Below are 22,233 nucleotides of genomic sequence, written 5' to 3' on the forward strand. Positions count from 1 at the left end.
CCTCCCCTCCCCACTCCTGTCTTCCGACCCGAAGCGCAGGGCCGGCTCCTCGGCGCGGTGCGTGGTGATCGCACCGCGGTCTACAGGCGTCGCCGGCCGTCGGCGAACTCGCACTGGAGGTCCGTCCAACGGTGCAGTTCCGCGGGAGCGTGGCTCGGGTACCCGAGGCGTTCCACTCCCTTGACCCACTCGTCCCAGAGGCCGTCCACCTCTGTGAAGCGGTCGGCGTGACGGGTACCGAGGCGGGCGTCGAGCCGGAGGAGGGCGCCCAGGGCGGCGGGCTGGTCGTAGTGCAGGTCGGTGCGGGGAAGGTAGCGGTCGAGGTAAGCGGTGAGGATCTCGGCGTCCGCGTGCGTGCCGAAGCGGGCCAGAGCGAAGCAGTAGGCATTGCCGGAATAGCAGACCTCGCTGGCCAGGAGCAGGTCTCCGATCCGTGCCCGGAACCGCTCACGGCGGTCGACGCCGATCAGCCACGCGGCGGTGAGGCGCGAGCGCCACTCGTACCCGAGGAGGGCTTCCAGTTCCTCGTCGGTGATCGCGGCGGCGTCACTGAGGAGGTGCCGGGTGAAGCGGGTGGTGTGCCACCACCGGGGGCTCAGGTACCGCCCGCCGTTCAGGACGAGGTAGCGCGGGAGGCCCCCGTACGTCCTCGTCACGTAGCCCCTGACCACGTGGCCGTAGCCGATCTCCTCGGGGTGCTGGGACGGCATCGGTCACCTCTCCAAGTGCAGGTCGGTACGGTCGATCCACATGGGGGCGACGAAGATGTCGCTGCCGGTGGGGGCTTCGGAGGCTTCCAGCAGGGACCAGGCGCGGGACTCTTCGACCAGGTGCTCCCAGGGCGCGGCCCAGTCGAGTTCCCAGTCCAGGCCGGGGCCGGAGACGCCGTACGTGCGGCCGGCGTCCACCCGCCAGAACCGGGAGTAGAGGATCACCTGGGCGTGGTCGGCCAGGTCGTTGATGATCTCGGCGAAGTGGGTCGAAGGCCAGCCCGGGGCGTTGTCCGCAGCGGTGGCTCGTAGGCGCGCGGTGAGCGGCGGGACGACGGCGGTGCGGGCGCCGAGTTCGGTCAGGGCCCAGCGGATGCCTCCCGGCTCGCTCCAGTCCGGTGGCGTCGCCCGTTCCAGGCAGGCGCGGTAGGCGCGGCGCAGGGGCTCGACCGCGCCGTCGATCTTCAGGCTCGCCAGGGCCATGGCCGCCCATTCACGGACGGTCGGGGTGTCGCTGTCCAGCAGGCCGATGAGAGCGGGGCCGCACCGGGGATCGCCCACCTCCTCGAAGACCTCGATGGCGGTCAGCCGGCCGAAGCCGCCGAGGGAGGGCAGACCGTGGATGACGGCGGGTATGGCGTCGGCGCCGATCCAGATCAGCTCCGCGCGGGCGTCGTAGGACTCGTCGGCCTTGCCATCGAGCTGCTGGACGAGTGTCTCGATGCGGGAGGTCATGACGCGGTGCGGTCCCGGCGCCAGAAGGTGGGCAGCCACCAGCGGAGCACCGAGTGGTCGTCGGGCCACGGGGCGCGGTACTCGGCCGCCCGGTCCTCGAAGGAGTCCCGTGCCAGGTCGATGGGGCGCCAGGCGGGGTCGAGCGGCTCGTCCTCGGCCGGCGGGCGGACGAACCGCAGGCCGTGCTCGTCGCAGGCGTCGAAGTCCTGGTAGTTGCGCTGGGCCTCGATCAGGGAGACCTTGTTCGCCCCGCCCTTCATGGTGGGCCAGCGGAGCTGGACCCCGTCGTCCTCCCAGAAGCAGACGGGGCGGATCTCGTACGAGCCGGGCATCGCGTCCAGCACGCGGTGCCCGCAGCACGGGCAGGGGGAGGAGTCGCTCACCTGCACAGTCTCCTCGCGGACCTCGCCGGTGTGCCAGGGATTTCCCTGCCTCGGAACTCCCCCGGTCCGACAGTCCGACGGGACGCGGGCTTCCTTTGGCGAAGCGCACGCCGTCGACGCAGGCGAGCGGCCCCCGTCCCCTGTCTGGGCGATGTCCCCCCGGGCCCGCCCCCGCCCTGACGGGGAGCGGAATTCCTGACCAGGAGTTCCACCCGGCACGGGCGGTCGTCAATTCCTGTGGCTCACCGTGGGGAGCCTCAAGTGGACCGCAGCCATTGATCGAGGGCCGCGAAGTCTTCGTCGGTGAGGCCGCGGGACGACGCGATGGGGTGGAGGAGGGCCCGGGCGGGGTGGTGGGTGGACACCCAGTCCCGATCGGCGTCGGTGATCTCGTCGTCGACCCAGACGAACGGGCGTCCGTCCGCCCATGCCACCAGCGTTCGCGTCTTCCAGTGGAGGCCGAACCACTGGTCTTCGCGTTCCTGCGCGTCGGACGTCTCGGGCCAGATCACGACCGGCAGGGGCGGCAGGCCGAGCAGCGGTGCCAGGTGCGTGTTCGCCTCCTCTTCCCAGGTGGTGGCCCAGACCAGCTCGCACGGCAGTGCCGCGAGGCGAGGACCGACGCACGGGTCGAGTCGCGTCAGATGCGCATCCGTCGCGCTCGACGGCCCGCGCTGGGGACCGTCGCCGAACGGCAGGAGGGGCCCGTCGACGTCCAGGAACAGCAGCGGGCGTTCCCCGCGCTCGCTCACGCCGCAGCCCCCTGCTCACGCTCGGCCAGAGCACCGCGTTCGACCCGGGGCGTCGTTTCGAACGAGAGCGACGAGGCGTGGTGTTGGTGCGCCGTAGGGCCTGGACGGGCTCCTCGCGCCTTCGGCAGCACCTTCAGGTCCCCGGCTGCATCGACCGCAGCCGGTCGGCGATGTCGTACACCGACAGCCGCAGCTCGCGGAGGTCGCGGATCAGGGTCCCCCACGGCTCGAAGCCGTCGTCGACGGTCTTCCCGGACGCCCGGATGTACGCCACGGTCACGCCGTACGCGAAGAACGCGTTGCGGGCCGCCAGCGGGCGCAGCAGCACGAGCGTGTCGAGCAGCGCGGCGGCGCGCCAGTAGGCGTCCGGCTCGGCGACGTCGATGCTGGGAGAGTCGACCTTGTGGCGCGCGACGGCGGCCATCAGGCCCGAGTAGTCCCGGACGGCGAGTTCCTTGCCGAGCAGGTCCTCCTGGCGGTCGAGAAGCCACCTGAGGTCGACGTGCAGTTCCAAGGTCAGGCCGCCCGGCGGGCAGCGTCCCGGGGAGCCGGGGCGTCATCGGGGAACGCGGCGTCGAACGCCTCGGCGATGCCCGGCCGCCGGGTGACCTCGCGGAACTCGGCGGTCGCCCGGGTCAGCCGAAGATGGTTCTCCTCCTGGTCGGCCAGGCTCGCCAGAAAGGCGCGCAGGCTCAGGCCGTGCGCGGCCGCGACGGCGGCCAAGCGGTCCTTGGTCTCGGCGCTGACCTTCATCGTGGTGTCTGCCATGGCTCCGAGTATGCACCGATGGGCACCTTCGCGAATACCCGTCACCCCGGATCCCGTCCCAGGCGCGTACGCATGCGCTTGCGCCTGCGGGGATGCCGCCGGAAGCGTGTCGTGGTCCCGACGGGCGTCTCTGACATCGCCCCGCCTCCCGGGAAGACGGAGCGATCAAGTGGGGTTGTCCTCCACGTCGTTGGTTGCCGAGACGGAGGAGCGGTCATGGGTGGGGCGTTGGTCATCGGGGCGGGGCCGGGGATCGGGCAGGCCGTGGCGCGGCGGTTCGCCCGGGAGGGGCTGCCGGTCGGTCTGGTCGCGCGGTCGAAGGAGACCGTGGCGGCGGTGGCAGAGGCCGTCGGGGCGCTGGGGGTGCGGGCCGTGCCGCTCACCGCCGACGTGGCCGACGAGACGGCCCTGCGCGCCGCCCTCGACGAGGCTGTCGGCGAGCTGGGCGAACCGGACGTCGTGGTCTACAACGCGGCCGTCATCCGCCCCGACGCCGTCGGTGAACTCCCGCACCGCGCGCACCTGGACACGTACGCGGTCAACGTCCTCGGCGCGCTCACCACCGCCGCGCACCTCCTGCCCGGGATGGCCCTGCGCGGGCGCGGCACCTTCGTCGTCACCGGCGGGATGCCCGAGATGAAGCCGCCGTACGTGAGCCTGTCGCTGGGCAAGGCCGGGGTGCGGGCCCTGGTCGAACTCCTCGACACGCAGTACGGGCCGTCGGGCGTGCACGTCGCCACGGTCACCGTCGGCGGCGCGGTCGCGCCCGGGACGGCGTACGACCCCGAGGACATCGCCGAGCACTACTGGCGTCTGCACCACCAGCCGCGCGAGCGGTGGGAGCGCGAAGTGACCCACTGATCCTGGTGATCCGGGTGAGCCGGCTCGCCGACTCCGGACCCGCGGAGCCCGCCCTTTCTGGCGCTTCTCCGTGGCGGTGCCTGCGGGGCGCCGATGTTCCTGGGGGATGCGGCGGAAAGCTCACCGCGTCCTGGAGCGGCGGGCCTTGAGGGGACCGGGTCGGCGAGCGTCCTTTCGTCACGGGTGTCGCCCGGAGTACGCCGCGCGACGCTCAGGTCCGGTCGGAAGGCGCACGTGACGGGGCTGCGGGCCACGACCGAGCCCCGGTCCGAAGCCGGGTCCGGTCCTGGTCCGCGCTCTGGTCGTCACGCTGCACGGCCTTGAGTTGAGCACCGGGTACTTCGAGGGGCAGCCCCACCGGGCAGGCGATGACAAGGCTCATGGGGGCATCTCCGCACAAGCGGAGATGCCCGCGCCGAGATCGAGGACCATCCGGCGCGGCGTGGGGCCACCCCCGCGGACACGGGCGGGGTGGGCCACCTGATGGCCATGGGGCCACCCACGCGGTTGCCCCGTGCGGTTCAGCGGGTTGCCGGACGCGGTGTCGAGGCCGGGCTCATCCCGCGCGGGGGCGTGTCAGGCCTGCGCGGTCCAGAGCCACGGGCCCTGGATCCGTCGGCCGGGGTCAGTAGAGCCAGCGGTCCAGGTGCGCCGGCCAGAGGAACCCTTCGTAGCCGTTGAAGGCCGCAGGGTCGATCTCCTTGAGGTCCTCGGCCAGTCGGTTCAGCTCCGCGAGAGTCCGCTCTTCCTCGTCCTCGGAGAAGTCCTCCTCGGGGCCGTCCGGCTCGCCAAGAAGCTCTGAGGCCGTGACGCGACTGCCGTAGCGGTGAAGGACCTCGAGCCATGCGCCGACACCCGAGTCGGCGAACCGTGCCTCTCCGTCCGGCATGACGTAGTAGACCGCCCCGGTCTCCGGCTCGACGCCGAACGACGACCGCTCGGCCGGATCGTCGAGGTCCGCCTGCGCGGTGAGGCGGTAGAGCGGTCCCCGGGAGGTGAGCAGAGCCGGTTCGGCCTCGCTCTGCGTCACGACTCGTTCGATGAGGCGCGGAGCCGTCGGGATGCCCACCTCGACGAGCTGTGCCTTCGCGGAGTCCGGGATCCGCCAACCGGCCACCACGTCCCGCACGGCTCGCGTGACGTGCCCCGGACCGGCCCACACGGTCAGCTGGTCGTACGTCGCCATCAAGCGGCCCTCTTCCGTCGGCTGTTCTCCCGACCCTATCGAGCCGGCCTCGGGTCAGAGCTCGGCCGCACTCGCGGGACAGCCCTGATGCGCGTTCGGGGCCGTCCCCGCGGGCGAAGGAAGCCGGGAGCCAGAGCAGCTCAGGGCGGGCGGGCTCGGATGTCGGTGAATCAGCACCGCCGCGCTTCTTGACGCCCTCCCCCACCCCTCTTACTGTAGCGATCACTCCAGACTCTGTAGTGAACACTACAAGAACGTTGATGCCCGCACGGCTGACGCCGGCCGCCCCGGCCATCAGCGGCTGTCCGGTGTCCGCGTGGCCCCCTCCAGCGGACGTACCTTCCCCCCTTCGCTCCTTCGGTGAGGTGTTCTACATGGCTGCTCCAGGACAAGCCGACTCGCGCGGCATGAGGCGGCGCGGGCTGCTCAAGGCGGCGTTGCCGCTGGGAGCCACCGCGACGGCCCTCGGCGCTCGGCCGGCGCTCGCGGCCGGCGACGCTTCGTCTGCCGCCCCGGTACGCCGCGGCGGAGACCGCATCGACGTGCACTGTCATCTGATCCCGGACTTCTACCGCCGGTCGCTGGCGGCGCACGGCATCACCGAGATCGGAGGCGTGCCGGTCCCCGCCTGGAGCCCCACGCTCGCGGTCGACTTCATGAACCGCTACGGCATCCAGACCCAGGTGGTCTCCGTCTCCGAGCCGGGCGTCACCTATCTGCCCTCCGCCCAGGACCGGGTGGCGATGGCGCAGCGGCTGAACACCTACACGAGCCGGGACCTCGTCCACACCGCGTCCGCACACCTGAAGGGCCGCTTCGGTGGCTTCGCCGTCCTGCCCCTGGGGGGTGCCGTCGACGCGCAGGACGTCTCCCATGCCGTCACCGAGGCCCGACGGGCCGTGTGGGAACTGAAGATGGACGGTGTGGGTGTCTTCAGCAGCTACGGCGGAAAGTACCTGGGCGATCCCGTGTTCGCACCGCTGATGAAGGCGCTCGACGACCTGGGCGCCATGGTGTTCATCCACCCGGTGACCCCGCGGGGTTACCCGGACCTCGGGTTGCCGCCGTTCCTGTACGAGTTCACGTTCGACACCACCCGCGCCCTGGTCAACATGCTCTACAAGGGCGTCTACCAGCGCTACCCGCGCATCCGGTGGCTGGCCGCGCACGCCGGCGGCACCCTGCCGTACATCTCCTACCGCACCAGCCTGCTGACCCTGGCCCCGGCGATCGCGCAGCAGGTGGGGGCCGCCGGTCTGGACGACAGCAGCCCGTGCTTCCGCGAGCTCTTCTACGACACCGCTCTGTCCCCGGCGCCTCAGGCGATGAAATCCGTACGCGAACTGGCCGGGACGGAGCACATTCTCTTCGCCACCGACTGGCCGTTCACCAGTGCCCTGTTCCCGGTGGCCGGGGACCCCGCACCGCAGCTGGACGAGACCTTCTCGCCCGCTGAGCGGCGGGCCGTCGAGCGGTCCAACGCGCTGGCTCAGTTTCCCGCCCTGGCCGCCAGGCTCGGGGTCGAGCCGGTCTGAACGGGCCCCACGGCCGTGAACCACTTCTGTCGCTCCGAGTGAGTCGACCGCGTGCGCCGAGGCCCGGCCGAACCGCCGGGCCTCGGCGCATGTCATTCCTCTCGCGCTCCGACGAGAACGCGTTCACGCCATCGGCGGTCCGCCCCGGTGTCGTCCGCGGGTCGCGCACGCCGTCCGACGGCGCTGCCCGCCCACCCGAGCAGGAAACCCGCGGGGACGGCCATCACGGCGGTCGACTGCAACCCGATGAGGTGGAAGTCGTGTTCCGGCAGCAGCGAGGTGGGCGCGCCCGAGAAGGCGAGCGAGGAGACGTACAGGGCGGTGGTGCAGAGCACACCGCCGTATACGGTCCACAGCAGCCCGGTCCGGTTGTACCGGGTCCAGAACAGCCCGTACAGACAGGCGGGCAGGACCGTGGAGGCGGCGAGGGCGAGTGCCAGATGGGTCAGGGACTGAAGGTTCCGTCCCTGGGTCATCGCTGCCAGGAAGACGCCGAGGCCGCCCACGGCTCCCACTGCCCATCTGGCCGATCGGACCTCCTGGCGCTCGGACATACGTCCTTTGCGTCCCGCGTGCGCGTGCAGGTCGTGCGCCAGGGCGGCCGCGGCGCTCAAGGCTATGCCGGCGACCACTGCCAGTACCGTGACGAAGACGGAGCACGCGACAGCGGTGTGCAGCACGCTGCCGGTAAGCCCCGGAGCGCTGTCTCCCAGCTCTCCGGCCAGGAAGAAGAGGGCCATCTGGCCGCTGCTGTCGACGGCACGGATCTTCTGGCCTTCCACGACACCGGCGGCACCGAGTCCAGCGATGACCACGCAGACGAAGAGGACGGCCATGATGGCGATGGCGTAGCGCGTCGCTCGACGAGCGGTGGCTCCGTCGGCCGCGGAGTTGATCCTCATCAGGATGTGCGGCATGCACGCGCCGCCCAGGACGACGGACAGCTGCAGGCTCAGAAAGTCGAGACGGCCGCCCGCGCTGTTCCCCACGGTGTGACCGGGTTCGAAGTAGCGGTCGTGCAACCCGCTCCCCCGCTCGGCCGCGGTCAGCAGGGCGCCCGGGTCGAAGTCGTAGTGCCGCAGGACCAGAAGGGCGAGGAGCAGCATCGTGGTGAACACCACGGCCACCTTGACGATCTGGACGAGGCTCGTGCCCCTCATGCCGCCGAGCACCGCGTAGCAGATCATCAGCGCTCCGACGAAGACGGTGCACACCTGCCCCGCCCCCAGGCTGGTCAGCCCGAGAAGCAGTGCGGTGGCGCTGCCGGCCCCGGCCAGTTGAAGGACCAGAAAGGGCAGGCAGACGGCCAAGGTGGCGGTGGCGGAGGCGATACGGGACGCCGAACCCGGCGCACGCAGCGCGAGGATGTCGCCCAGGGTGTAGCGGCCGGCATTGCGCAGCGGACCGGCGAGGAGCAGGAACAGCCCGACGGCCAGGCAGCTGCTGACCGCCAGGGAGATGCCGTCGTGTCCGGCCACGGCCACCAGGCCGGACACGCCCAGGAGTGTGGCGGCCGATATGTAGTCCCCGGTGAGCGCCAGCGCGTTCTGCACCGGTGTCAGTGACCGGTTGCCGGTGTAGAAGTCGGCCGTGGTGTCGTCCTCGGGGCCGGCCAGAACGCACAGGAGCAGGGACAGGACGATGAACGCCATGAAGGCGGTCAGCACCATGGTCCGGTCGCCGGAACCACCCGAGACCGACGTGAACCCCGCCGCGAGCGACAGGTCGTTCATCTGCGCCTCCCCTGCGCCGAGTGCGGCCGTCGGGACGTCGTCTCCGCCGGACCCGGCCGGGACGGTGACGCGTGCACGAGGTCGGCGTGGCCTCGCGTGAGGTCGACGAGCGGATCGACGTGGCGGCGGAGCGTGCGGTCGTACCACCATGAGGTCAGCAGCAGGACGACCAGCTGCAGAGCGCCGAGCGCGAGGCCCAGAGGCACCGTGCTCGCCGGACGGGTGGCGAACAGTTCACCGGCCGTGCTGGACAGCGACGCGTTGAGCAGGAAGACGGCGCCATTGACCGCCAGGAACCGCCGGCGCGCGCCGGACAGTGTCCGAGACACGTGCCGCGGGACGCTCGTGACAGCCTCGTGGGTGCGGTCGTCCGGCGGGGGCCCGTTGCCGGGCCTGAAAGGTGGGACGGACATGAGGGGCGTCCTCTCGCGAGGTGGAGGGTCACTCGCCGGGGCCCGGCATCACGGTTCCTGGCGCCCCCTGGCGGGAAGCACGACGAACGGCGTGTCGGACGGACCGAGCGGTGCGGGACGGCGACGGGTGGACACGCGGATGCGCGGGCGTCCGGGATGGCCGGGCCGGCCCGCAGGAGTGCGCCCGTGATCGGGCCGCGGGGACAGGTGTCCGTCAAAGCCCCGGTACGACGGATGGGCGACCGGGCGAGAGGGCCGGCGGCGGTGTTCCGCCGCGCTGCCGGGGGTCGAGCGCGTGGGGTCACCCTGCCGGGCGGTGGGGTGACCGTGTCGGGTCAGTCGTCGGGGATGCCGGCCCCGCTGAGGGCGGGGACGGTCCTCTCCGGTCGGACGAGGGAGCGGGCGCCGAGCCGGAACTGGTCGAGCTTGTCGAGGATCGTCTGGCCGACGGGCCTGTGGCCCCAGATGCTGATGCCCTGGTGGGTGGAGGGCTCCCAGGTGCTCTCGTCGATGACGAGGGGGTTCCAGCCGACCTCCCACTCGAAGCCGGAGGGGGTGCGGGCGTAGTAGGAGAGTTCCTTGTCGTTGGTGTGCCGGCCGATCGTCAGGGCCATGTCGAAGCCGAGTTCGTGCACGCGCTCGTAGCTCCGGGCCAGGTCGTCCAGGCTGTCGGCCTGGATGTTGAGGTGCTGGACGCGGGTGCGGATCGGGTCGATCGGCAGGCCGCGGAGGGCGGCGATCGCGATGGAGTGGTGGCGTTCGTTGACGCGCAGGAAACGGATCTTGAGCTTGACGCCGCTGATCGTCTCGTCGATGTAGTCGGTCAGGCGGGCGTCGAAGACCGTGTGGTAGTAGCCGCGCATCAGGGTGGGTTTGGCGGAGGTGATCGCGACGTGTCCCATGCCCGAGTCGCCGGTGACCCAGCCGGAGGCGAGCATCCGCAGCGGCTCGGAGGAGACGACCGGGGTGGTGTAGATCTCCTGCACGAGGCCCTTGGGGCCGGGGAAACGCAGCAGGCGTTCCACGCCGCGCAGGGCCGCCTCCTCGTCGGAGCCCCGCACGACGGGGACACCGTGGGCCCGGACGCGGGCCTCGACCTGTTCGAAGGAGGTGTGGTCGTCGATGTGCCATCCGATCGCCACCACGTCCTCGGCGGGGCCGCGCCGGATCAGGAAGCGGCACTCGTGGTCGTCGAGGCGGAAGCGCATCACGTCGCGGGAGATGTCGTCGTGGTGCATGCCGATGGCGTCGGTGCCGAACCGGCGCCAGTCGGCGAAGCGGTCGGACTCGACGACGACGTAGCCGAGGTGGACGGAGCCGAAGACGGAGGGCGCGGTGTTCATCGGCGGCCCGCCAGGAAGTCGGCGCAGAGCCGGTTGAACAGGTCCGCGCGCTCCCACTGCACCCAGTGTCCCGTGTTGGCGACCTCGTACAGGTCGCAGTTGGGCATGCTCTCGGCCAGCATCCGGCCGCCCGACGGCCGGTTGACCTTGTCCGCGGCGCCCCACAGCACCAAGGTGGGCACGGCCAGCCGCTTCAGGCGCTTGTCGCGGGTGAAGTCCATCTTCCACAGCGCGCCGAGCGACTTCGGGCGCCTGAGCGCCGGGGCGGCGACGACCTCGGGGTCGATGCTGTCCCGGTAGCGCGCGTCGATGATCGAGTCGGGTACGTGGGCGGCGTTGAAGACCAGGTAGTCGCGGATGAACTTCTCCAGCTTCGGCCGCGAGGGCCCGTCCCCCGTGTAGTAGTTCAGCAGGCTGTTCAGGCCAGGCGTGGGCAGCGCGCGGGTGGTGCCGATGCCGCCGGGGCCCATGAGCACCATGCGGTCGACCCGCTGGGGGGTGTCGAGGGCGAGGCGCAGGGCGCAGGCACCGCCGTAGGAGTTGCCGACGAAGTGGGCCTTCTCCAGGCCGAGCTGGTCGAGCACGCCGCGGATGCCGGTGGCCAGGGCGCCGAAGGGGTCGGCGGGGTCGAGGCCCTTGCTGCTGCGGCCGTAACCGGGCAGGTCGGGCACGATGACCCGGAACTCCTGGGACAGTTCCGCGATGTTGCGGCTGTAGTTGGAGACGCCGGAGGCGCCGGGGCCGCCGCCGTGCAGCAGCAGGACGGGGGCTCCCCGCCCCGTCTCGGCGACGAAGATCTTCTTGCCTTCGACGTCGAGCAGGTGCTCCGTCATCGCGGGGACTTCGGTGGGTGTGGTCATGGTGGTCCTCACTGGGCGGTGGTCGTGGCCGGCCGTGACGCGGGGGCGAATCCGGCCGGAGGCGGCGGGAGCGGGGTACCGGCGGGGGCGGCGGCGTAGACGTAGGCGTCGGGGCGCAGGGCCACGGTGGTGACGCCGTGCTCGGTGAGCCAGGGCAGCAGGACGCCGTCGCTGTCGACGATCGCGCCCTCGGCCGGGCGCGAGCCCACCGGCAGAACGGCCAGCGACGCGACGCCGAGGCGCTCCCAGGCGGGCTGCGGGGTGGGCAGCCCGAGGTGCAGCAGCAGCCAGCGGCCGCCGAGCGCGTCGTCCAGCTGTACGCGTTCGCCGTCGGAACCGGTCACCCAGGGCTGCGGAATCTGGCGTCCGGTCGCCTTCGTGCGGGGGCGGGCCTGCAGGCCGGCGTCATAGCGGGCCACGGGGATCCAGCTGGAGTCCTGCAGCCGGTCGCCGAAGCCCGGTATCCGGTCCAGGGCGCGCAGGGCGCCGTTGCGGACCCGTGCGACCGGGCGTCGGCGTTCGGTGATCATGCGGCCGACGAAGACCGCTCGCTTGGTGACCTCCGTGACGTGCGGCTTGCGTTCGGTCTCGTAGCTGTCGAGGACGCTCTCGGGCAGTTCGCCGTGGAGGACGGAGTTCAGCTTCCAGCAGAGGTTGGCCGCGTCCCGGACGCCGGCGGCCATGCCCTGGCCGATCCACGGCGGCATGGCGTGGGCGGCGTCGCCGGCGAGGAAGACCCGGCCGGCGCGGAAGCGCGAGGCGAATCGGACGTGGTGGCTGTAGACGGTGGCGCGCAGGACCTTGACGCTGTCGCGGCCGACGCCGTACCGGGAGATCAGCCGGTACACGGCGTCCTCGGTGACCAGCTCCTTCTCGTCGTCTCCGGGCAGGAGGGGGAACTCGTAGCGGTGGTGGTCCAGCGGGGTCGGACAGTCGACGGCCGGGCGGGCCGGGTCGCAGTGGAAGCGCAGCTTGTCGTGGTCGGGCCAGGGCTTGAGCATCTTGGTGTCGATGACGATCCAGCGGTCCTCGTACGTCCGCCCCTCGTACCCGATGTTCAGCTGGGCGCGGGTGAGGCTGGAGCCGCCGTCGGCCGCTATCACGTAGGAGGCGCGCAGGCGGTGGACCGAGTCGTCGGCCGTGCCGACCACGGTCAGGTCCACCCCGTCGGCGTCCTGCCGCAGGCTCAGGCACTCGTGACGGAGGAGGATCCTCACGTTCGGGTAGCGGTCGACACCGTCGCGCAGGACCTGTTCCACCGCCGGCTGGTAGATGAACATCTGCGGCGGGTGGCCGTGGCCGCGCGAGGTGGGGGACGCGCTGAGGAACGTGCGGCCGTCGGCGTCGACGAAGTCCACCGGCCGCTCCGTCAGCATGTCCCGCTTGAGGCGCTCGGCCAGGCCGATCCGCTGCCAGATGCGGACGACCTCCTCGTCCGTGGAGATGGCCCGTGCGCGCGTGAAGATCTCGGCGTCCCGTTCCAGGACGATGACGCGTAGCCCCATCGCGCCCAGCAGGTTCGCCGCGGTGACGCCCGTGGGGCCATAGCCGATGACGGCCACGTCGTAGGTGCTCTCTTCGGTTTCCGCCCCGGCGCTGGTCTCGCCCATCAGGCCACCTCACTGTCGGTCATGCTGCGCGACTCTTGATGTAGCAATCGCTCCAATTGGAATGAGTGCTACAGTAGGCACGTCGCCGGATAGGGTCAAGCAGCCGGCGAGAACCGCACACCCAGAGGGGCACCTGCCATGACAGAGCCGCAGACGACCCGGAAAAAGCGCGCGAACGGAGTGGAGTCGCGGCAGCGCATCCTCGACGCCGCAGTGGAGATCGCGGGCGAGCGGGGATACGAAGGCACGTCCATCGCGGCCGTCAGCGCCAAGTGCGGCCTGCCCGCCAGCTCGATCTACTGGCACTTCAAGGACAAGGACGACCTGATCGCCGCGGTCATCGAGCGCAGCTTCGAAACCTGGCTCGCCGCCGTCGAGCTGCCGAGCGAAGAGACCGGGACGCCGCTCGAACGGGTCACCGCCATGGCGGGGAACGTGGCGAGGTCGCTGATCGAAGCCCCCGACTTCCTCCGCCTCGGTCTGATGCTCGCGCTGGAGCGGCGCCCCGCCGAACCCCGCGGCCGGACGGTGTTCCTCCAGGTCCGCGACATCGCGCGCGCGAAGATCGCCGAAATGGCCCGGGCGATCATCCCGGACCTCGACGAGAAGTCCGTGAACGCCCTGACGACCTACGCCGTCGCGGGCGGCGACGGGCTGTTCGTCCAGCGGGAGATCAACGGTGACGACGTCGACCTCGTGGCGCTGTTCGAACTGCACGCCCAGCTGGTCTACGAGGCGGCGACACGCATGGCCGGGAGGAACAAGCCATGAGGCCGGCGGCTGCCCGGCGCCGCACGGAGGCCGCCCGGCTGCTGCGCGACGCGGAACGTCGCACGGCACCGGTCGAGCCGCTCTCCGCGACGTGGCCCGCTCTCGACCTCGCCGACGCCTACGCCGTCCAGCAGGACGACGTCGCCCGCCGCGTGGCCTCCGGAGCGTCGCTGATCGGCTACACGACCGGTCTCGCCTCGGCCCCGATGAGGGAACTCCTCGGCGTGGACCAGCCGCACTTCGGGCACCTGCTGGACGACATGGTCCACCGCAACGGCGGGACGGTACGCGCCGCCCGGTACTGCGCCCCGCGCGTCGAACCCGAGATCTGTTTCCGCCTCGCCCGGCCGCTGCGCGGCCCCGACGTGACCCTCAGCGACGTACTGGCCGCCACCGATTCGGTGGCGCCCGCCCTGGAGGTCATCGACAGCCGCGTCCGCGACTGGCGGATCACCCCGACCGACACCGTCGCGGACAACGCCGGCTCCGCGGGTCTGATCTGCGGTCCCTTCACGCCGATGGCGCACGCACCCGACCTCGCGGCGGTGCACGTGGACCTGCTCGTCGACGGAAACCGTGTGGCGACCGGTGGCGGCGGTCAGGCCCCGGCCCATCCGGCCGACGCGGTCGCACGGCTGGTCAACGCTCTCGCCGCCCACGGCGAAGGACTCGGCCCCGGGCACGTGATCCTGACCGGCGCCATGACCACGGCCTCCTTCGTCGGCGTCGGCCAGAAGGCAGAGGCACGTTTCGGAGCCCTCGGCTCCGTGTCGGTCTCCTTCATCTGACGGCGGCCCGCTCCTCCCCCTCCAAGACGTCGCGAAGCACACGGACGGCTCCCCCTCCGGCCGATCCACCCCCTCTTTCCTCATTCCGGCCGCCCCAAGGCCCTGCTCCACCGCCGAACCGGGCTCCTTCGCCACCCCAGGAACCGACACCCAGAGCGTCGGACGGGTCGGCAGTGCACGGTCGGCCGCCGGAAGGCACCCTTCCCCGCCGTATCCCGTAGACCGCATGAAAGGCCGCTTCATGTCCCCTTCGGCACAGCGCATCGACGTCCACCACCATGTGGTGCCCGCCTTCTACCGCGACGAGCTCGCCAAGGCCGGCATCGCCGACGCGGGCGGACGCGCCCTGCCCGGCTGGAGCCCCGAGTCCGCCCTGCACCTGATGGACCTCCTCGGCACCACCACGTCGATCCTCTCCGTCTCCACGCCCGGCACCGGTTTCCTCACCGCACCCGCCGAAGCCGCCCGCCTGGCCCGACGCCTCAACGACCACTGCGCGGCCCTGGTCTCCGACTACCCCGGCCGCTTCGGCTTCTTCGCCACCCTGCCCATGCCCGACGCCCACGCCTCAGCCGACGAGGCCGTGCGCGCACTGGACGAGCTGCGCGCCGACGGCGTCACCCTGCTCGCCAACAACCGGGGCATCTACCTCGGCACGGACGGCCAGGACGCGCTGTGGCAGACGCTGGACGACCGCGGCGCCGTGGTCTTCATACACCCGGCCGAACTGCCCGCTCCCCCCGTCGACGGCATTCCCGCCTTCGCCGCCGACTTCCTCCTGGACACGACCCGGGCCGCCTATCTCCTGGTCCGCAACGGCATCCCGCGCCGCTTCCCGAAGGTCCGGTTCATCCTCAGCCACGCCGGTGGCTTCGTGCCGTACTCCTCACACCGCATGGCACTCACCATCGCCAACGACACCGCGCGCAGCCCCCTCGACGTCCTGGACGACTTCCGCTCCTTCTACTTCGACACCGCCCTGTCCTCCAGCCCCGCCGCCCTGCCCACCCTGCTCGCCTTCGCCCGCCCGGGCCACGTCCTCTTCGGCAGCGACTGGCCCTTCGCCCCCGCTCCCGCCGGGCAGTACTTCGCGAGCGGTCTCGACAGCCACGTCGCCCCGGACGCGCTCAGGGCCGTCAACCGCACCAACGCCGAAGCGCTCTTTCCCCGTCTGGCCGCCGCCCTCACGCCGCCCCCAGCCCTGTCGGCCCCGGCGCGTCTGCGCCACGCGGCGCAGCGCACCGGCGCGCGCCTGGTCTTCAAGCTCCTCCAGCCCCGCACCGACTGAGACAGGTTCCTCATGTCCACCAGCCCTCACCGAGCATCCGACCATCAGCCCGAAGACCGGCAGGACACCGTCGCGACCGGGCGGGCAGGCCACAACGGCGTGCTCTTCGCCATGTGCCTGTCCCTGGTCCTCGTCGTCGCCTCCGTCTCCGCGCTCAACCTCGCCCTGCCCGACCTGGCCATCGACCTGTCGGCCACCAACGCCTCGCTGACCTGGATCGCCGACGGCTACACCGTCGCCCTGGCCGCCCTCGTCCTGCCCCTCGGTGCCATCGGCGACCGGATCGGGCGCCGCAACGTCCTCGTCGCGGGCACCGTGGTCTTCGGCATCGCCGCGCTGGCCGCCTCCTTCGCCGACCTCACCACCACGCTCATCGTCTGGCGGGTCGTCATGGGCCTGGGGGCCGCGATGATCATGCCGGGCACGCTGTCCACGATCACCGCCGCATTCCCTCCCGGACAGCGCGCGAAGGGCGTGGCCACCTGGTCCGGATTCGCCGCCGCCGGAGCCATCATCGGCATGCTCGCGGCAGGGGCCCTGCTGGAGTTGTTCTCCTGGCGGTCGATCTTCATCGCCTCCGCCGCGACCGCCGTCCTGGCCGCGGCCGCCGCGCTCCTGCTGTCGCCCAACACCAAGGACGAGCACCCTTCCCCACCCGATGTGTCCGGGGCGGTCTGCACCGCTCTCGGGATCGGCACCCTCGTCTTCGCCATCATCGAAGGCAACGAGCGGGGCTGGACCGAGCCCGTCGTCGTCGCCTCCCTCGTGGTCACGGTGCTGGCCTTCACCGCGTACGCCTGGCTCGGCCTGCGGCGCGAACACCCCCTGCTCGATCCCGCCCTGTTCGGCATCCGCGGTTTCCGGGCGGGAGCCATCGTCGTCCTCGTACAGTTCATGGCCGTCTTCGGGTTCTTCTTCGTCGGCCTGCAGTACCTGCAGCTCATCCTCGGCTACAGCCCGCTCATGGCCGCCGCCGCGCTCGTGGGCGTCGCCGCCGTCGTCCTGCCCACCTCCCAGGTCACGCCTCACCTGGTGCGACGGGTCGGGATGAAGGCCACGATGACCGTCGGCCTGCTCCTGCTGAGCGCCGGCCTGTTCGTCATTTCCCGGCTCGACGTCGGCTCCGGCTACCTGCCGTTCCTGGGGGGACTCGTCCTGGCCGGCTTCGGCATCGGCCTGTCCGGAGCCGTCGGCACCTCCGCCATCACCGGCTCGCTCGGCCGCGGCCAGCAGGGAGTCGCCTCCGCGATGAACGACACCACACGTGAGGTCGGCTCGGCCGTCGGCATCGCCCTCATGGGATCGATCTACGGCAGCCACTACCGCGCCAACCTGCCCGGCTCCCTCGACCAGCTCCCCCCCGAAGCCGCCGAGGCCGCACGCGACTCCGCCGCCGCCGGGCTGCACGTCGCCGATCAGCTCGGCGCCCAGGGATCGGCCCTGGCGGACGGCGTCAAAGCCGCCTTCATGGACGGCCTGTCCGCCTCGCTCATCGCCGTCGGCGTCATCGTCCTGGCCGCCGCCGTCGGGTGCCTGTTCCGCGCACCGAAGGCACCACCGACGGCGGACTGAACCGCTTCCCGCTCGTCGAGCGGGAGTCAGCTCCACGCGGGCTTCCGGCAGCCCACGCCGACGGCGGGATCGCACCCTCCCTGTCAGCCCGACCACCCGAAGGACCGCAGGTACCGTCATGCAGTACACCCTCCACGACCCGTGGGCCGGCGTGATCGGCGACCGGTACGCGCTGCGCGAGATGATCGGCCGCGGCGGCATGGGCGAGGTCTGGCCGGCCGACGACCTGGTCCTGCACCGCGCGGTCGCCGTGAGGCTGATGCACCCACAGCTCGTCCTCGACGACGTCGCCCAGAACCGCTTCCAGCGCGAGGTCCGCGCGGCCGCCTCCCTCAACCATCCGCGCGTCGCGGCCGTCTACGACGCCGGCCTGCTTCCGACAGCGCCCCCGCGCCCCTTCCTCGTCATGGAGCACGTCTCCGGGCACACGGCCGCCGACCGGCTGAGGTCCGCCCCGCCCTCGGTGCGGGAGGCGGTCGACTGGGTCGCGGGAACGCTGGAAGCACTCGCCTGCGCCCACGCGGCCGGGCTCGTCCACCGGGACGTCAAGCCCGCCAACGTCATGATCACCACGGACGGGCTGGTCAAGGTCATGGACTTCGGCATCGCCCGCCTCTCCGACGGCCACGACCAGAGGGTGACCGGCACGGGCATCTCGGTGGGCACCGCCGCGTACATGTCCCCCGAGCAGGCCCAGGGCCGGTCCGTCGACGCCCGCTCCGACCTCTACTCGACCGGCTGCATGCTCTACGAGCTCCTCACCGGCCATCAGCCCTTCACCGGGGACAGCCCGTTCGCCATCGCCTACCAGCACATGTGCGCGGACCCGCCGGCCCCGAGGGACCTCGGGGTGGAACTGCCCCCGCACGTCCAAGCGACTCTCTCCCGCGCCATGGCCAAGAACCCCGACCACCGATTCGCCGACGCGGCGGCCATGCGCGACGCCTTGGTCGCCCCTCGACACCACGACTTCCCCCCTCCCGAGGGCATCACTCTCACCGGAGCGCCACCTCTCCCTGAAGAACAGGCGACAACGGCGCTCAGGCCCCCGAACGGCCCCAGAAGTCCCCGGCGCACGGCACTCGCGACGGCGGCCGCTCTCGGCGCGGGCGCAGTCGTCGCCGCCGTCATCGCCGCGGGGCCCGACTCGCCGCACGCCACGGGTCCGATCGGGCAGGCCCCGCCTTCCTCCTCGGCGAGCCCTTCGCCCGAGCCAGAGCCCTCCGCCGGCGACCTGGGAGGCACCAGCGGTCCCGGCCGCGGCGCCGGTCCGACAAGCCCTCGCGCTTCGACGGAACCCGTGCCCCCGACCGTCGCCGTCCCGGGAACCCTGGTCGGGAAGACCCTCGCCGAAGCCGGAGCAGACCTGGCCGCACTGGGCCTGAACATCGCGCTCACCCCGCGCTCCAGCGCCGCCGGCACCAGCACCGTGATCGCAGCCGTTCCCTCCGCCGGTGCGCGGTTGGACCGCGGCGACACCGTCCTCCTCGCCACCCGGACCGAGTCGGAGGCCCGCGCCACCCCCCGTCCCACAGCGACGAACAACGACGTCGGCCCGTTGCCGCCACGACCGCCGATCCGCCGCTGAACCAAGGCGTGACCGGCAGCGAGACCCCGAACAGGAGACGACATGAACGGACAAGGAAACGGCCGGGCGAGGTGGCGCAGGCGTCGCCGGAACGGATCGATCGCGGTGGCCCTGCTGCTGCTCGCCACCGGCGGCGGCGAGGCACTGGCCACGCAGTACGCACAGCACCGCATCGCCGCATCGGTTCAGCGGAGCATCGGCCTCGACTCCGCTCCTCAGGTGCGCGTGAAAGGTTTCCCCGTGTCACTTCAGCTGGCTCGACGGGTGATCACCGAGGCGGACATCACGGCCGCACGGGTTCCCGCCGCCCTGAACGGCCGCGTCCTGACGATTCAGGATCTCGCCGTCCGTCTGCACGGAGTACGCCAGGAGCAGGGCGGCCGGGAGCGGGCCGACGAGGCCGAGGTCACGGCGACCCTCGCGTACGACGACCTCTCGGCCTTCTACGGCATCGACATCGACCGGAGCGACGGTGACGACCAGGTGGTGGCGACCACCCGAGTGCCGCTGCTGGGACAGGTCTCCGCCTCCGCCCATGTCGGCGTCGCCGGCGCGAGAGCCATCGGACTCGACGACGTCCGGCTCTCCGAGAACGTGCCTCCTGCGGCACGCGCCCTGCTGGAGAAGGCGTTGGAGCGCCAGGCCCCGCTCGACAGCCTGCCCGAGGGGCTCGCCCTCCGTTCCGTGGCCGCCACCGACCACGGCATCGTCGCCCTCATGTCCGGGCACGATGTCGAGCTGCGGCCCCGCGTCGCCTAGAACTCGGCACCGGCCGCTGTGACGGCGACCCCGCCGGCACGTCTGTCCGCTCGCCGGCTTACCGCCCGCGATCAGAGCGGCAGGTCGAGCAGGCGGGGATCGGTGGTGAGGGGTTGTTCGGCCCAGATGGTCTTGCCGCTGCGGGTGTAGCGGCTGCCCCAGCGGGTGGTGAGCTGGGCGATGAGGAACAGGCCGCGGCCCCCTTCGTCGGACCAGCGGGCCCGGCGCAGTCGTGGCTGGGTGTTGCTGGGGTCACTGACCTCGCAGACCAGCACGTTCTCCCGGATGAGGCGCAGGCCGATGGGGCCGCCCGCGTACCGGATCGCGTTGGTGACCAGTTCGCTGACGACCAGCGCGGTGGTGAAGGACATCTCGTCCAGTCCCCATGCGGCCAGCTGGCCGGCGGCCGCCTTGCGGGCGGCGCCGACGACGGACGCGTCCGCGGGGAATTCCCAGGTCGCGATGTTCGCCGGATCTATGGCACGCGTGCGCGCCAGGAGCAGGGTCGTGTCGTCGCGGGCCGGAGCGTCGCCCAGGCTCCGGAGGATCTCGTGTCCCGCACCGTCCAGACCGCGGCCGGAACGGACGAACCGCGCGAGATGCTCGGTCAGCCGCCGCAGACCGGTGTCGGGATCGTGGTCGTCGCGGTAGATGACGCCCTTGGTGTAGACGGCGATGACGCTGCCGGGTTCGAGGTCGAACGTGGTCGCCTGGAACGGCATCCCGCCCACACCGAGCAGCGGTCCGGGCGAGATGTCGACGGATCCGACGGTGCCGTCGGGCCGGATCACGACGGGCGGTGGATGTCCGGCGCTGGCGAGGGTGCACTGGCGGGTGACGGGATCGTAGACGGCGTACAGGCAGCTGGCACCCACGGTGTCCCCTTGGTGGGGCGCCTCGTCCTGGAGCTGCTGGATGAGGTCGTCGAGGTGGGTGAGCAGTTCGTCCGGGTCCAGTTCCAGGTCGGCGAGGGTGTAGACGGCCGTCCGCAGCCGGCCCATGGTGGCGGCGGCGGGCAGACCGTGTCCGGTGACGTCACCCGCGCCGAGGGCGACGCGGAAGGAGGGCAGCGCGATCACGTCGTACCAGTCCCCGCCGATCTCCGCTCCGCCTCCCGCCGGGACGTAGATTCCCGCGGTCTCCGCCGCGGGGGTGTCGGTGGTGGCCGCGGGGAGCAGGCGCTGCTGCAGGGCGACGACGGCCCGGTGCTCGCGCGTGTAACGGCGGGCGTTGTCCACACCGAGTGCGGCCCGGGACGCTATCTCCGCCAGCAGGTCGGCGTCCTCCTGACCGAAGGGGGCGGGTCGGCGGGTGCGCCAGACGACCACGGTGCCGAGGACGAGGCCACGGGCGAACAGCGGGGCGGCGATCGCCGAATGGCCGTGCTCGGGGACGAACAGAGGGGCCAGCCCCGGGTGCTCATCGGCGGCGGCGTTGACGCTGTCCCGGTCGGGCAGCAGGACGGTCTCGCCCTGCCCGATTCTCCGCAGGAGCGCGTGGTCGGGCAGCGCGGGCGGAACCGCGCCCGCGGCCGGGAGACCGGTGGGCCAGGCGTCACCCGGCGGAGCCACGCCGATGCGGTGCAGTCTCCACCGTCCGGGGCCGGACATCTTCGGGGGTTCGTCGCCCTCGAGCACGGCCTCGGACAGAGCCACCCAGGCCAGGTCGCCGAGGGCCGGGACCCGGCCGTCCTCCAGCTCCTGCGCGGTGCGTGCGACGTCCAGCGTGGCACCGATGTCCGCCGCGGCCTTGGTCAGCAGTTCCACGCGCCGTTCGGCGCGGTGCCTGTCCGTGATGTCGACGTACGTCTGGCACAGGCCGAGGGGACGGTCGGTCGGGTCGGTCAGTCGGAACGTGGACAGCGACCACATCCGGTCGCCGTCCGGACCGGAGGCGGGGCTGCCGCGCACGGGAAGGCTGAGGACGGACTCACCGGTTTCCCGCACCTGCCGCAGAACCCGGTCGATCGCCTCGGATGCGAGGTGGGAGGTGCCCGCGTCGACGTGCCGGCCGATGAGTTCGGCTCCGGGGCGAGCGAGGACCTGCTCCGCCGCTCCGTTGAGCAACCGGTACCGCAACGCGTCGTCCATCAGGACGATGGGGGCGGGATACTGCTCGAACAGGGCCCGCAACATCGCCCGGTCGATCTCCTCCCGCTCGATCCGACGGGCGTCCCCCGCGGAGACCGACCATCCCGCCCAGCCCTCCCGGTCCGTGAGCGGGCGCACGCGCAGCGCGACCCTCACGTCGTGACCGTCACGGTGACGCAGAGCGAGGACTCCGTTCCAGCTCCGGCCGGCCCCGGTCTGCTCCTGTGCGGCCAGCACCGCTCGGCGGTCCCCGGGCGCGGTCAGCAGCTCCACCGCGGAGGTGCCGCAGACGTCCCGCGCCGGGTGTCCGAGGAGGGCTTCGGCCTCCGCGCTCCACAGCTGGACGGTGCCCGTCCGGTCCACCCAGGCAGTGGCAGGACAGCGGTCCGGTGGCGGGGCTTCCTCTCCCGCACCGGCCCCCTCGGCATTCACGGGTCCGCTCATCGGCATCAGCCCATTTCTAGCCCCACCTCTGGCCATCATAAGAG

General features: G+C 71.8%; 21 protein-coding genes. 8 read left to right on the forward strand and 13 right to left on the reverse strand.

Annotated elements, in window-relative coordinates; genetic code table 11:
• Positions 1-80: 80 nt before the first annotated feature.
• The 6 genes from IE321_RS31455 to IE321_RS31480 form a co-directional block, all read right to left on the reverse strand.
• A complete protein-coding gene (locus IE321_RS31455) occupies positions 81-710 on the reverse strand; it encodes a DUF6000 family protein (RefSeq protein ID WP_190225376.1) in 630 nt (209 codons plus the stop codon).
• A 3-nt stretch (positions 711-713) separates the two neighbouring features.
• Positions 714-1,445, reverse strand: coding sequence for a HEAT repeat domain-containing protein (locus IE321_RS31460; RefSeq protein ID WP_190225377.1), 732 nt, complete (start codon positions 1,443-1,445; stop codon positions 714-716).
• Complete coding sequence (locus tag IE321_RS31465) at positions 1,442-1,828, reverse strand: CPCC family cysteine-rich protein (RefSeq protein WP_190225378.1); 387 nt, start codon at positions 1,826-1,828, stop codon at positions 1,442-1,444. Before IE321_RS31465 ends, IE321_RS31460 begins: the two co-directional genes overlap by 4 nt.
• A 257-nt stretch (positions 1,829-2,085) precedes the next feature.
• Positions 2,086-2,580, reverse strand: a complete 495-nt coding sequence (locus IE321_RS31470; RefSeq protein ID WP_190225379.1) for an HAD domain-containing protein — start codon at positions 2,578-2,580, stop codon at positions 2,086-2,088.
• A 133-nt stretch (positions 2,581-2,713) separates the two neighbouring features.
• Complete coding sequence (locus IE321_RS31475) at positions 2,714-3,094, reverse strand: hypothetical protein (RefSeq protein WP_043220488.1); 381 nt, start codon at positions 3,092-3,094, stop codon at positions 2,714-2,716.
• A 2-nt stretch (positions 3,095-3,096) separates the two neighbouring features.
• Entirely contained in the window at positions 3,097-3,348 is a 252-nt protein-coding gene (locus IE321_RS31480; protein ID WP_043220485.1) for a hypothetical protein, read from the reverse strand.
• Between the two features lie 216 nt (positions 3,349-3,564).
• Between IE321_RS31480 and IE321_RS31485 the strand changes: the two genes are divergently transcribed.
• Complete coding sequence (locus IE321_RS31485; RefSeq protein ID WP_190225380.1) at positions 3,565-4,209, forward strand: SDR family NAD(P)-dependent oxidoreductase; 645 nt, start codon at positions 3,565-3,567, stop codon at positions 4,207-4,209.
• A 625-nt stretch (positions 4,210-4,834) separates the two neighbouring features.
• Here the strand turns inward: IE321_RS31485 and IE321_RS31490 are convergent.
• Positions 4,835-5,395: an SUKH-4 family immunity protein gene (locus tag IE321_RS31490; protein WP_190225381.1), complete on the reverse strand. Its 561-nt coding sequence runs from the start codon at positions 5,393-5,395 to the stop codon at positions 4,835-4,837.
• 374 nt (positions 5,396-5,769) lie between these two features.
• Between IE321_RS31490 and IE321_RS31495 the strand changes: the two genes are divergently transcribed.
• Positions 5,770-6,930, forward strand: coding sequence for an amidohydrolase family protein (locus tag IE321_RS31495; RefSeq protein WP_190225382.1), 1,161 nt, complete (start codon positions 5,770-5,772; stop codon positions 6,928-6,930).
• A 92-nt stretch (positions 6,931-7,022) separates the two neighbouring features.
• Here the strand turns inward: IE321_RS31495 and IE321_RS31500 are convergent, their stop codons facing one another.
• From IE321_RS31500 to IE321_RS31520, 5 genes are all read right to left on the reverse strand, one after another.
• A complete protein-coding gene (locus IE321_RS31500) occupies positions 7,023-8,663 on the reverse strand; it encodes a sodium/solute symporter (RefSeq protein WP_190225383.1) in 1,641 nt (546 codons plus the stop codon).
• Entirely contained in the window at positions 8,660-8,992 is a 333-nt protein-coding gene (locus IE321_RS31505) for a hypothetical protein (RefSeq protein WP_190225384.1), read from the reverse strand. Before IE321_RS31505 ends, IE321_RS31500 begins: the two co-directional genes overlap by 4 nt.
• A 419-nt stretch (positions 8,993-9,411) precedes the next feature.
• Entirely contained in the window at positions 9,412-10,419 is a 1,008-nt protein-coding gene (locus tag IE321_RS31510) for a VOC family protein (protein WP_190225385.1), read from the reverse strand.
• Positions 10,416-11,279, reverse strand: a complete 864-nt coding sequence (locus tag IE321_RS31515) for an alpha/beta fold hydrolase (protein ID WP_190225386.1) — start codon at positions 11,277-11,279, stop codon at positions 10,416-10,418. The genes IE321_RS31510 and IE321_RS31515 overlap by 4 nt, the downstream gene beginning before the upstream one ends.
• 8 nt (positions 11,280-11,287) lie before the next feature.
• Positions 11,288-12,889 carry a bifunctional 3-(3-hydroxy-phenyl)propionate/3-hydroxycinnamic acid hydroxylase gene (locus IE321_RS31520; protein WP_190225387.1) on the reverse strand — a complete coding sequence of 534 codons (1,602 nt, stop codon included), beginning with the start codon at positions 12,887-12,889 and terminating at the stop codon, positions 11,288-11,290.
• A 138-nt stretch (positions 12,890-13,027) separates the two neighbouring features.
• On the opposite strand from IE321_RS31520, the gene IE321_RS31525 reads away from it, so the two are divergent.
• The 6 genes from IE321_RS31525 to IE321_RS31550 all read left to right on the forward strand — a co-directional run bounded on the left by IE321_RS31525 (position 13,028) and on the right by IE321_RS31550 (position 19,655).
• Positions 13,028-13,660 carry a TetR/AcrR family transcriptional regulator gene (locus tag IE321_RS31525; RefSeq protein WP_190225388.1) on the forward strand — a complete coding sequence of 211 codons (633 nt, stop codon included), beginning with the start codon at positions 13,028-13,030 and terminating at the stop codon, positions 13,658-13,660.
• A complete protein-coding gene (locus IE321_RS31530; protein ID WP_190225389.1) occupies positions 13,657-14,448 on the forward strand; it encodes a 2-keto-4-pentenoate hydratase in 792 nt (263 codons plus the stop codon). Before IE321_RS31525 ends, IE321_RS31530 begins: the two co-directional genes overlap by 4 nt.
• Positions 14,449-14,689: 241 nt before the next feature.
• Positions 14,690-15,736, forward strand: coding sequence for an amidohydrolase family protein (locus IE321_RS31535; RefSeq protein WP_190225390.1), 1,047 nt, complete (start codon positions 14,690-14,692; stop codon positions 15,734-15,736).
• Between the two features lie 12 nt (positions 15,737-15,748).
• Positions 15,749-17,308 (forward strand): MFS transporter, encoded by a 1,560-nt coding sequence (locus IE321_RS31540; protein ID WP_190225391.1) that lies wholly within the window; start codon positions 15,749-15,751, stop codon positions 17,306-17,308.
• 118 nt (positions 17,309-17,426) lie between these two features.
• Positions 17,427-18,896, forward strand: a complete 1,470-nt coding sequence (locus IE321_RS31545) for a protein kinase domain-containing protein (RefSeq protein WP_190225392.1) — start codon at positions 17,427-17,429, stop codon at positions 18,894-18,896.
• 42 nt (positions 18,897-18,938) lie between these two features.
• On the forward strand, positions 18,939-19,655 hold the full coding sequence (locus tag IE321_RS31550) for an LmeA family phospholipid-binding protein (protein ID WP_229916616.1): 717 nt from the start codon (positions 18,939-18,941) through the stop codon (positions 19,653-19,655).
• Between the two features lie 71 nt (positions 19,656-19,726).
• Here IE321_RS31550 and IE321_RS31555 read toward each other — a convergent pair whose 3' ends face one another.
• Entirely contained in the window at positions 19,727-22,108 is a 2,382-nt protein-coding gene (locus IE321_RS31555) for a SpoIIE family protein phosphatase (RefSeq protein ID WP_229916617.1), read from the reverse strand.
• Between the last annotated feature and the right edge of the window lie 125 nt (positions 22,109-22,233).

The sequence above is a fragment of the Streptomyces hydrogenans genome, assembly GCF_014656075.1.
In the GTDB taxonomy this organism is placed as follows: Bacteria; Actinomycetota; Actinomycetes; order Streptomycetales; family Streptomycetaceae; genus Streptomyces; species Streptomyces hydrogenans.